1 protein-coding gene is annotated in these 12,571 nt (G+C 75.1%); it reads right to left on the reverse strand.

The features are described 5' to 3' along the window. Window position 1: 1 nt before the first annotated feature. The gene (locus ACWGDB_RS33485; protein ID WP_453825900.1) at window positions 2-12,400 is read right to left on the reverse strand and encodes an amino acid adenylation domain-containing protein; all 12,399 of its coding nucleotides are present in this window, start codon (window positions 12,398-12,400) and stop codon (window positions 2-4) included. Window positions 12,401-12,571 lie beyond the last annotated feature (171 nt).

Here is a 12,571-nt window from a genome sequence, read left to right on the forward strand (position 1 = left end):
TTCAAATCTCCCAGTCCGAGGCCAGTTCGTCCTCGAACTCTTCAATCTCGCTCTGTGTGATCTCTATAAGCCCCACGTCGGTGGGGGTCAGGCCGCCCGCGTCGGGCCGCTGGGCGTGCTCCGCCAGAGCGGTCAGCGCCTCGAACCAGCCGTCGGCCAGCGCGCTGACCTCGTCCTCGGTGAGGACTGCGGCGGCCCAGGTCCAGGTCGCCCCCAGACGCGGCCCCTCCGGGCTCTCCTCGATGTACGCGTTGATCTCGACGGCATGGGCCAGCGGGGTCGCCGGGTCCTCGCCGTCGGGGCGCGGCGCGTCGGAGGCCACTGACCAGTCGCCGGTCTCCCCTGGCACGAACCGGCCCAGGTAGTTGAAGCCGATCCCGGCGCTGCCGAGCCCCTCGAAGGCCGCGGCGGTCTCCGGGTTGAGGTGGCGCAGCAGTCCGTAGCCCAGGCCTTCCGAAGGCACGGCCCGCAGCTGCTCCTTGACGTGCTTGAGGACGGTGCCGGCGGCGTGGCCGCCCGCGAACGCCTCGTCGAGGTCGACGCCGGCGGCGTCCAGGAGCACCGGGTACAGGGCGGTGAACCAGCCCGTGGTGCGGGACAGGTCCGAGACGCCCTCGCGTTCGCGGCCGTGGCTCTCCACATCGATCAGGACGGACGCGTGGGCGTCGCGGCGCCGGCGGGCCTCGGCCAGCGCGAGGCCCGCGAGCAGGACGTCGTCCACGCCCGCCCCGACCACGGCCGGGGCCGTGGTGAGCAGGTGCCCGGTGACCTGGGCCGGCAGCGTGCGGCGCAGCCGCCGCGCGTCGGCGAGTACGTCCACCGCCGGGTCCAGCGGGCGTGAGCCGATCTGAGTCCGCCCACGCCGCAACGTGCCGGTCCAGTGATCGAGCTCGGCCAGGGTGCGCGGTGCGGCGGCGCGCTCCGCCGCCCGCTCGGCCCAGCGGCGCAGCGACGTACCGCCGGAGTCGAGTGCCACTTCGCGTCCGGCCAGGACGTCGCCCCAGGCCCGGAACAGGTCCGGCAGCAGGATGCGCCAGGAGACCCCGTCGATGGCCAGGTGGTTGACGGCGACCAGGAGCAGCCCGTGCCGCTCACCACGGTCGAACCAGACGACCTCCACCATGGCTCCGTCGGCGGGGGAGAGCCGGCCGACGGCCGCCTCGCCGTGGGCACGTACGGCCTCGGAGAGTTCGGCCTCGGAGAGCTCCGTGGCGTCCACCCTGCGCACCCGGTCCTCGGCCCGTACGGCATCCGGTCCGGGGACCTCTACGTGCCAGGTGGCGGCGTCGCCGGGGTCGTTGACGGCCACCTTGAGCCGCAGGCTGTCGTGGCGGGCGAGCAGTGCCCCGATCACGGCGTGCAGCCGGTCCAGGTCGAGCTCGGCGGGCGCGCGCAGCACGGTGGTCTGGTTGAAGCGGTCCACCGGGACCCGCCGCGCGGCCAGCCAGTGCAGCATCGGCCAGGCGGGCAACTCGCCGACGGCCTCGTCCGGTTCGGTGTCCTCGGGCTCCTCGGCCGCCGCGGCGGCCCGTGCCAGTTCGGCGACCGTCCGGTGCGTGAAGACGTCGGCGCCGGTGATCCTGAGGCCCTCCCGGCGGGCGGCGCTGACCAGCTGGATGGCCATGATGCTGTCGCCGCCGAGGTCGAAGAAGGCACTGTCGGCGTCGACGGCCTCCCCGGGCAGCCCCAGGGTCTCGGTGAACAGCCGGACCAGGATCTCCTCCTCGGCGTTCGTGGCGGCCCGGCCGCCGGCGCTGCCGAACTCCGGTGCGGGCAGTGCCCTGCGGTCGAGCTTGCCGATCGCGGTCAGCGGCAGTTCGGTCAGTTCGACGATCGCCGCGGGCACCATGTAGTCGGGCAGGGTGCGGCCCAGGTGGGCGCCGAGTGCGGCCCGGTCGTATCCGGGTCCCGCCACCGTGTAGGCGACCAGGCGCTTGTCGCCCGGCCGGTCCTCGCGGACGATCACCGCGCAGGCGGTCACCCCGGGTCCCGCGGCCAGCGCCGCCTCGATCTCGCCGAGCTCGATACGGAAGCCGCGCAGCTTGACCTGCTCGTCGGCACGCCCGGCGAACTGGACAAGGCCGCCTGCCGTCCAGCGGGCCAGGTCGCCCGTGCGGTACATCCGGGTGCCGGGCGGCCCGTACGGGTCGGCGACGAACCGGTCGGAGGTCAGGTCCGGGCGGTTCCAGTAGCAGCGGGCCAGGCCGGAACCCGCCGCGTACAGCTCGCCGGTGACGCCCGGCGGCACCGGCCGCAGCGCGTCGTCCAGGATGTAGTGCCGCATGGCGTCCAGGGAGCGGCCGATCGGGACGCTGTGCGAACGGGGGTCGAGCGCGTCCGGGTCGACACGGTGGGACAACGCCATCACGGTGACCTCGGTGGGCCCGTAGGCATTGACGACCCGCAGGTCGGGGGCGTGCTCCAGGATGCGGCGTACGGCCGTCCCCGACACCACGTCACCACCGGTGGCGACCTGGCGTACGGCGGCGAACGCCTCCGGGATCTCCTGGGCGAGCACCCGGAAGAGACCGGCGGTCAGGAACAGCGAGGTGATCCCGGAGTCCGCGATCAGCGTCTTCAGGTCCGTGACGTCCAGGTCGCCGGGCGGGGCCACGAGCACCTCGCCGCCGCGCAGGAGCGGCACCCAGAACTCCAGGATGGAGGCGTCCCAGGCGTGCGGGGAGTGCAGCGGCACCCGGTCGGTGACGCCGTCCCAGCATCGGTCGGCGGCGAGCTGGACGATGTCCCCGTGGCAGATGGCGACCCCCTTGGGCAGGCCGCTGGAGCCGGAGGTGAACATCAGGTAGGCGAGCCGCTCCGGGGTCACCGTCACGGCGGGTGCCTCGGCGGGCAGGGCTCGGAGGTCCGCCTCGGCGTGCACCAACTCGGCCCGCATGGCCAGGCCTTCGGCCCGTCGGCGGCACGCCTCGTCGACGACGAGAAGCGGTGCCTGCACCTGGTCGAGGAGCCACACCAGGCGCTCGTCGGGGTTGGCCGGGCTGAGGGGCACGTAGGCGCAGCCCGCCTTGACGATGCCGAGCAGGGCGACGGCCAGCGCCTCCGAGCGCTCCATCAGTACGCCGATCCGCGCCTCCGGGGTGACTCCCCGGGCCAGCAGGGCGTGCGCGAACCGGTTGGCGCGCGCGTCCAGTTCGGCGTACGTGAGGGTGGCGCCTGCGAAGGTGACGGCGGGTGCGTCCGGGTGCTCGGCCGCCCGGCGGGAGATGGTCTCGGGCAGACTCGCCGGGGCCACCGGGGCGGCGTTCTCCAGCCAGCTGCCGAGAATGTCCTCGCGCTCCCCGTCCACCAGCACGTCATGGGCGGAGACCGGGGCCTCGGGCCGGTCGGTCAGGAGGTCCAGGAGCCGCACCAGACGGCGGGCCATCCGGCTCACCGTGCCGGCGTCGAACATGTCGGCGCTGTACTCGACGGCACCGCTCCACTCGACCGGGCCCCCCTGGTCGTCGAGCTGCTCGGTCAGCGTGAAGGTGAGGTCGAACTTGGCGACCGAGGGCGCCACCGGGCGCGGATCGACCGTGAGGCCGGGCATCCCGGCGATCTCGGCCAGGGCCGTGCCGCCGGCGCTGTCCAGGCTGAGCGCCACCTGGAACAACGGGTGGCGGGCGGCGGAGCGCTCCGGACGCAGCGTCTCCACCAGACGCTCGAACGGCACGTCCTGGTGGGCGAACGCGGCCAGGTCGAACTCCCGCACCCGATCGACCAGTTCGGCGAGACTCGGGTCGCCGGACACGTCGGTGCGCAGCACCAGGGTGTTGACGAAGAAGCCGACCACGTCGGCGAGGGCCTCGTCGGAGCGGGAGACCACGGGCGAGCCGAGCGGGATGTCGGTGCCGGCGCCCAGCCGGGACAGCAGGGCCGCGAGTGCGGCCTGCACCACCATGAACGGGGTGGCCCTGAGCTCGCGGGCCACCTGACGGACGCGTTCGTACAGGTCCTGCGGCACGGCGAAGACGTGCCGGCCCGCACGGTGCGGTCCGACCGCCGGACGCGGCCGGTCCACCGGCAGCGTGAGCTCTTCCGGAAGGCCGCTCAACGCATCGGCCCAGAAGCCGAGTTGCCGCGACATCTCGCTGCGCTCGCCGTCGCCCGGGCCGCCGGTCCCGGCGCCGAGCAGCTCGCGCTGCCACAGGGCGTAGTCGGCGTACTGGACGGGCAGCGGCTCCCAGGCGGGGGCCGTGCCCGCGAGGCGGGCCGTGTAGGCGGTGGCCAGGTCCTTGGCGAGTACGGGCATGGAGGTGCCGTCGCCCGCGATGTGGTGGACCACGACGAGCAGCACGTGCTCCTCGGGGCCGACCTCGAACAGCCGAGCGCGGATGGGGACTTCGGCGGTGAGGTCGAAGCCGGCGGCGGCGCCGGCGGCGATCCGCTCGTCGAGGTCCGCCGCGCGCACCCGCACGACCGGCAGGTCGACCAGGACCTCGGGCAGCACCCGCAGCCAGGCGTCGGCACCCTTGCCGCCCCGGTCGTCGACCAGGGTGCGCAGGCTCTCGTGCCGGGCCACCACGTCCCCGAGCGCCTCCCGCAGCCGGTCCGCATCCAGGGCGCCGGTCAGGCGCAGCGCGATCGGGATGTTGTAGGCGGCGTCGAGTCCGCTGAGCCGGTCGAGCAGCCACAGGCGCTGCTGCGCGTGCGACAGAGGAATCCGCTCCGGGCGCGGCCGCGCGGTCGGCGCGGCCCTGCCGCTGCCCTCGGCGCCGGCGGCGCGGCGGGCCAGGGCGGCCGGGGTCGGCGACTCGAACAGGTCGCGCACCCCCAACTCCGCGCCCAGGGCCGCCCGCACGCGGGTGACCAGGCGCATCGCGAGCAGCGAGTGCCCGCCGAGGTCGAAGAAGGAGTCGTCCACACCGACCCGGTCGACGCCGAGCACCTCGGCGAAGGCGTCCACGAGGAGCTCCTCGGCCGGGCCCGAAGGGGCACGGCCCTCGGCGCGGACGGTGGTCTGCGGGGCGGGCAGCGCCTTGCGGTCGAGCTTGCCGTTGACCGTCAGCGGCAACCGGTCGAGCACGACCACCGCCGACGGCACCATGTGCGTCGGCAGCACCTCGGCGGCCGCCTCGCGCAGGGCCGCCCCGGTGGCCCCGTCGGCCGTGGACTCGGTGACCACGTACGCCACCAGGCGCCGGTCGCCGGGGTCGTCCTCGCGGACCACGACGGCGGCCTGGGCCACCGGTTCCAGCGCGAGCAGCACCGACTCGATCTCGCCGGGCTCGATGCGGAAGCCGCGCACCTTGACCTGCGCGTCGGCCCGGCCCAGGTACTCCAGGGAGCCGTCGTGGCCGCGCCGGGCGAGGTCACCGGAGCGGTACATCCGGGTGCCGGGCGCGCCGAACGGGTCGGCGACGAAGCGACCCGAGGTCAGCCCGGGCCGACGGGCGTAACCGCGGGCCACGCCCGCACCGGAGACGTACATCTCGCCGACGACGCCGGGCGGGACCGGCCGCAGCCGCTCGTCCAGGACGTGCACTCCGAGGTCGGGGATGCCGACCCCGATGGCGCCGGCCACTCCGGCGCGCACCTCGGCCGCGGTCAGCGCGCGGTGGGTGACGTGCACGGTGGTCTCGGTGATCCCGTACATGTTGACCAGGACCGGGCCGTCGTCGGCGTGCCGCTCGTACCAGGGCAGCAGACGGGCCGGGTCCAGGGCCTCACCGCCGAAGACGACGTAGCGCAGCGCGAGGTCGGCGCCGCCCGCCTCCTCGTCGGCGCGGATCAGTTCGTGGAAGGCGGACGGGGTCTGGTTGAGGACGGTGACCCGCTCCCGCTGAAGGAGCTCCAGGAAGGCGGCGGGCTCCCGGCTGACGGCGTGCGGGACCACCACGAGCCGGCCGCCGTGCAGCAACGGGCCCCACAGCTCCCACACCGAGAAGTCGAAGGCGTAGGAGTGGAAGAGGGTCCAGGTGTCCTCGGCGCCGAAGCCGAACCAGTGGTCGGTGGCGTCGAAGAGGCGCAGCACATTGCGGTGGGTGACCACCACGCCCTTGGGGGTGCCGGTGGAGCCGGAGGTGTAGATGACGTACGCGGCGTGGTCGGCGGCGGCGACCGGCGCCGGGTCGGCGCACCCACGTCCGGCGAGGTCGGCGATGACGTCCTCGTCGTCCAGGGCCAGCCAGCTGTCGTCGCCGCCGAGGGCGGCCACGGTGGCCCGGGTGCCGATGGTGACCACCGGCCGGGTGTCGCCGAGCAGCAGGGCCACGCGCTCGGCCGGGTAGGCCGGGTCGACCGGCAGGTAGCCGGCGCCGGACTTGAGGACCGCCAGCACGGCCACCACGAGTTCGGGCACCCGGGGCAGGGCGAGCGCGACGAACTGCTCGGGCCCGGCGCCCCGTGCGCGCAGCAGCGCGGCGAGCCGGTTCGCCCGGGCGTTGAGCTCCGCGTACGTCAGGGAGCTCGCCCGGCCCCGCTCGTCCTCGCCGGTGACGGCGACGGCGTCCGGGTGGGCGGCGGCGGCCGCCTCGAAGCGACCGACGACCGTGTCACCGGCGGTGATCGGCCGATACGGCTCGGCCGGGGTGTGCGCCCAGTCGGTCAGCAGGAGGTGCCGCTCGTCCGCGGCCAGTACGTCCAGGTCGGTCACCGGCCGGGCGGGCTCGGCGAGTGCGGCGCCGAGCAGCCGGACCAGGCGCTCGCACAGGCTCGCCGCGGTCGACGCGTCGAACAGGTCGGCGCTGTACTCCAGGTCCACCGTGATGCCCGCGGGGGCGTCCTCGGCGGTGTGCCGCGGGCGCAGGTGCAGTACGAGGTCGAACTTGGCGGTCTCCATGGGCAGGCGGAGCGGCTCGACGGCGAGATGCGGCAGGTCCTCCAGGGCGTTCAGGGCGCGGGTCTCGTCGTCGCCCCATTCGACGACCACCTGGAACAGCGGGTGGCGTCCGGCGGAGCGCTCCGGGCGCAGCGCCTCCACCAGACGCTCGAACGGCATGTCCTGGTGGGCGAAGGCGGCCAGATCCGTCTCCCGCACCCGGCCCACGAGTTCGGCGAAGCTCGGGTCGCCGGTCACGTCGGTGCGCAGCACCAGGGTGTTGGCGAACAGGCCCACGACGTCGGTCAGAGCCTCGTGGGAGCGGCCGGCGATCGGGGAGCCGATCGGGATGTCGGTGCCGGCGCCGAGCCGGGACAGCAGGGCCGCCAGCGCGGCCTGCACCACCATGAACGGTGTGGCCTTCAACTCCCGCGCCGTCCGGGCCAGTTCGTCGTGCAGCCCGGCCGGGATCTCCATGCGGTGGCGGCCCGCGCGGTGCGGTCCTGCCGCCGGGCGCGGCCGGTCGGTGGGCAGCGTCAGCTCTTCCGGCAGCCCGGCGAGCGTGGTGCGCCAGTGGTCGAGCTGCCGGCCGAGCACGGATTGCGGGTCGTCCTCGGCGCCGAGCACCGACCGCTGCCACAGCGCGAAGTCGGCGTACTGAACGGGCTGCGGCGCGCCGCCGGGGCGTTCGGGCGCGGCGCCGGCGAGGCGGGACCGGTAACCGGCGACGAGGTCGCGGGCGAGCACCGGTACGGAGGCGCCGTCCCCGGCGATGTGGTGGACCACGACGAGCAGTACGTGCTCCTCGGCGCCGACCCTGAACAGCCGGGCGCGGACGGGAACTTCGGCCGTCAGATCGAAGGGACGGGCGACCTCCTCGCGCAGCGCGCCGTCCAGCTCGCCGGCATCGACCTCGGTCCGTTCGAACGGCAGGCCGGTGGACACGATCCGCTGGTAGGGGCCCTCCTCGTCCTCGGCGATCAGGGTACGCAGGCTTTCATGACGGGCCATCAGATCGTCGAGGGCGGCGGTGAGCGCCGCCTCGTCGAGGACGCCGGTCAGGCGCAGCGCCATCGGGATGTGGTACGCGCTGTTCGTGCCGTCGAAGCGGTCGAGGAACCACTGGCGCTGCTGCGCGTAGGACAGCGGCAGCCGGGCCGGGCGGGGCAGGTCACCGGGGGCGTCGGAGGCGGTGGCGAGCGGGCTGCCGGCGGCCAGGCGGGCGAGCTCCCGCACGGTGGGCGTCTCGAACACCTCGCGTACCCCGAGTTCCGTGCCGAGCACGGCGCGGACCCTGGCGACCAGGCGCATGGCGAGCAGCGAGTGGCCTCCGAGGTCGAAGAAGGAGTCGTCCACCCCGACCCGGGCCACGCCGAGCACCTCGGCGAAGACCCCGGCGAGCAGCTCCTCCGTGGGACTCCCGGCCTCGCGCCCGGCGGTGTCGTGGCGGGGGGCGGGCAGGGCGGCGTGGTCCAGCTTGCCGTTGACGGTGACCGGGAGCCGGTCGAGGACGACGACGGCGGCCGGGACCATGTGGTCCGGGAGCGTCTCGCGCAGCCGGGCGCGCAGCGCCGCGGGCACCACCGTGGCGCCCGGGGCGGGCACCGCATAGGCGACCACCCGGCGGTCACCGGGCCGGTCCTCGCGAACGACGACGGCGCTCGCGGCGACCCCGGGGGCCGCCACGGCGGCGGCCTCGATCTCGCCCGGCTCGATGCGGAACCCGCGCAGCTTGATCTGCCGGTCGGCGCGGCCGACGTAGACCAGCTGCCCGTCCTCGCGCCAGGAGACCTGGTCGCCGGTGCGGTACATCCGGCTGCCCGGGGCGCCGAACGGGTCGGCGACGAACCGCTCGGCGGACAGCGCCGGCCGGTCGAGGTAGCCGCGTGCCAGGCCCGCGCCGGACACGTACAACTCGCCCACGACACCCACCGGGACGGGCTGCAGATGCGCGTCGAGGACGCGGACCGCAAGCCCCGGCAGGGCGGTGCCGATGGGCGGCACGCCGAACCCGGACAGCGGGGCGCTCATGGTGGCGCACACGGTCGTCTCGGTCGGGCCGTACGCGTTGACCATGTGACGGTCGGCCGACCAGAGCTCCGCCACCTGCGGCGGGCACTGCTCACCCGCGACGGCCAGGCTGCGCAGGGTCGGCAGGTCCGCGGGCCGCATTTCGCGCAGGGCGGCCGGCGGCAAGGTGGCGTGGGTGACGCCGTGCTCGGCGACGGTGCGCGCCAGCGGGGCGCCGGGCAGCAGCTCCTCGCGCGAGGCGAGGACCAGGCGGGCGCCGGCGAGCAGGGTGACGGCCACCTCGGAGACGAAGGCGTCGAAGCTCGGCGAGGCGAACTGGAGCACCCGGCTGTCCTCGGTGACGTCGAAACCGTCGCGCTGGGCCCGGGCCAGGCCGGGGATGCCCGCGTGGGTGACGACGACGCCCTTGGGGCGGCCGGTCGAGCCGGAGGTGTAGATGACGTACGCGGACTGCTCGGGGCGGACGGGCCGGACGAGGCCCTCGCCGGACCGGTCGGACAGGTCCAGGTCGAGCAGGTCCAGGTCGAGCCGGCGCAGGCCTGTCTCGGGCAGCGCGGTCGCGGCCGTGGTGAGGACCAGTTCGGGCGTCGCGTCGGCCAAGGTCTGCGCGATCCGCTCGGCCGGGTGGGCCGGATCGACCGGTACGAACGCGCCGCCCGACAGGGCGACCGCGTGCAGGGCAACCACCATCTCGACCGAGCGCGGCAGCACGATCGCCACCCGCTTCTCGGTGCCCACCCCGGCCTCGGCGAGGACCCGGGCCAGGGCCCCGGCGCGGTCGGCGAGTTCGCGGAAGGTGAGAGTCTGCGCGGCCGTGACCAGGGCCGGCGCGTCGGGCGTACGACGGACCTGGTCGAGGAAGAGCTCGGGCCAGGTGTCCGGGTTCGCGTCGTCCTCGGGGCCGTGGCCCAGTGACAGGAGTGCGGCCCGGGAGGCAGGGGTGTGCCCGGAGATCCGGCCGACCGGGGTGGCGGGCTCGGCGACGACGGTGTGCAGCAGCCGGGGCAGCAGTTCGGCGATCTGCCCCATCTGCTCCTCGGTGAGCACGTCGGGGCGGTGGTGCAGCCGCAGCCGCAGGCCGTCGGCGCCGGCGCTCGCCTCCATGGCGAGGGCGTAGTGGGTGACGGCGTGGTGCGCGACCGCGCCGGACTCCAGACCGGCGCGGCGGGCCACCGCCGACAGGGCCGCCACGTCCAGCGGGTAGTTCTCGAACACCATGGAGGTGTCGAAGAGCTCGCCGTGTCCGGCGAGGCGCCGGATGTCCACCAGGCCGAGGTGGTGGTGCTCCACCAGCCGGGCCTGTTCCAGCTGCAGCCGGCGGGCGAAGTCTCCGACCGGCTCGTCGGCGCGCAGGGTCGCGCGCAGTGGCACGGTGTTGACGAACAGGCCGACCATGTCGGCCGCCCCGGGCAGGTCGGCGGGCCGGCCGCTGACGGTGACGCCGGTGACCACGTCGTCGCGGCCGGTGAGCCGGGCCACCAGGAGCAACCAGGCCGCCTGGACGAGGGAGTTGACCGTGACGCCGAGGCGGCGGGCGGCGGCCTGCACGTCGAGTCCGTCGACGGCGAGGTCGAGCCGGCCCGGCTCCTGCCCGGCCGGGGCCGGGCCGTCGGACAGCAGGGTTCCGCCGTCCAGGCCGGCCAGGGCCTGGCTCCAGGCGGCGCTCGCCGCAGTTCGGTCCTGCCCGGCGAGCCATGCCAAGTGGTCGCGGTGCGGCCGGGCCCGGGGAAGCGGGTCGCCCAGGTAGAGGGCCATCAGCTCGCGCATCACGATGGGCATGGACCAGCCGTCACGGATGCTGTGGTGGGCGGAGACGACGAGGGTGTGACGCTCGCCGAGGGAGGCCAGCGTCCAGCGGATCAGGGGCGCGGAAGTGATGTCGAAACCGCGCCGGCGGTCGGCCGCGCAGACGGAGTCGAGGTCGCCCGGCCCGGTCAACTCCACCTCGGTGAAGTCGAGCCGGGGGTCGCGCAGCACCACCTGCACGGGTGTGCCCTGAGAGGTGCGGCGGAACGCGGCCCGCAGCGCGGGGTGGCGGCGCTGCACCTCGGCGGCGGCGGCGCGCAGCCGGGCGCGGTCCAGGGCGCCGGTCAGCTCCACGCGGAGCTGGGAGATGTACGGGTCGTCGGCGCCGTCGCCGTACTGGTGGTGGAAGAGCAGGCCCTCCTGGAGCGGGGCGAGCGGCAGCAGCTCGACCACGTCACCGTCCGCCTCCAGCTCCCGTATCTCCGCCTGCTCCAGCGGGATGAGCAGGTCGGACGGGGTGTGGCCGCCGGCGGCGGGGCGCTCGCCATGGGCGGCGAGCCCGCGCAGGGCGGTGCTCCACAGCTCGGCGAGGCGGGCCGCGTCGGCGTCGGAGACCAGGGCGCGGGCCCAGGTCCAGGTGGCGACCAGCTCCGGCCCCTCGGGGCCTTCGTGCGCCGCGACGTTGACCTCGACCGTGTGGGAGAGCGGCACTTCGGGGGCGTCGTCGGCGCCCACGGATGCCAGCTCCCAGCCGGGGGCGAGTGCGCCGGCCAGGCTCACGCGGCCCAGGTAGTTGAAGCCGATCTGCGCCTCGGGGAGCTCCGCGAACAGTGGCTCGGTGCGCGGGTCGCCGAAGCGGGCGAGGCCGTGGCCGATGCCCTGACGCGGGGTGGCACGCAACTGTTCCTTGACGGCACGCAGAGCGTCACCGGCGGCGTCCGCACCCGCCAGGACGGCGCGCCGGTCGGCCGCAGGGGTGTCGAGGCGTACGGGGTGGGCGACGGTGAACCAGCCGACGGTGCGGGAGAGTTCGGCGCCCGGGACCAGGTCCTCGTGACGGCCGTGGCTCTCGACGTCCACCAGCAGGCCGGCCCGGTCGCCGCGCCACAGCGGCACGGCGACGGCGAGCGCGGTCAGGAGCACGTCGTCCGGGCCCGCGTGGAAGGCCGAGGGCAGGTCCGTGAGCACCGCGCCGGTCACGCCGGCGGGCAGCCGCAGGGTCAGCCGGCCGGCATCGCCGCGCAGGTCGAGGCCGGGGTCGAGGGGACGGGACCCGATCAACGGGTCGCCCGCCGCGAGCAGTTCGCGCCAGTGCTCCGCGTCGTCGGTGGGCAGTGCGGTGAACTCGCGGGCCCAGTGGGCGAACGAGGTGCCCACCGGCGCCGGGTCGGGCCGGCCGCCCGTGGTGACGGCCTCCCAGGCCGCGGCGAGGTCGGGAACGATGATGCGCCACGACACACCGTCGACGGCCAGGTGGTGCACGACGAGCAGCAGTCGCCCCGCACGCGCGGCGCCCCGGTCGAACCAGACGGCGCGCAGCATGCGCCCGGCGGCCGGGTCGAGGCTGTCGCGGGCGGCACCGGTGTGCTCGGCCACGAGGGCGGCGAGCTCCTCGTCGGAGGCGTCCGTGGGCGCGTCGACCCGGGTCAGCAGGGAGTCGGCGAGGGCCGCGGGCCCGTCCGCGCCCACCGGGGTGATGGTGAAGCCTTCCACGTCCGCGACGCGCATCCGCAGGGTCTCGTGCCGCTCCAGGACGGCGCCCAGGGCGGCGGCCAGGTGCTCCCGAGTGGTCGGGGGCAGGGTCAGGGTGACCGACTGGTGGTACTGGGCGTATCGGCCACCGCGCGTGACCAGGCGGCGCATCAGGGGCAGCAACGGGGCGTTGTCCGGCCCCTGTTCGGCGACCGGGGCCGACGCCGACCCGTCCTGTTCCGCCAGGGCGGCGGCGAGTCGGGCGGGCGTGCGGTGCTCGAAGACGTGCCGTGCGGAGAACTTCAGCCCCGCGGCGCGGGCACGTCCGACGAGTTGGATGGA

This window comes from Streptomyces sp. NPDC055013, assembly GCF_053608645.1.

Excerpts from the sequence above, each read along its gene's own strand:
- ACWGDB_RS33485 (WP_453825900.1), bottom strand. The coding sequence starts at position 12,400 with ATGCGCCGCCTGGTCACGCGCGGTGGCCGATACGCCCAGTACCACCAG.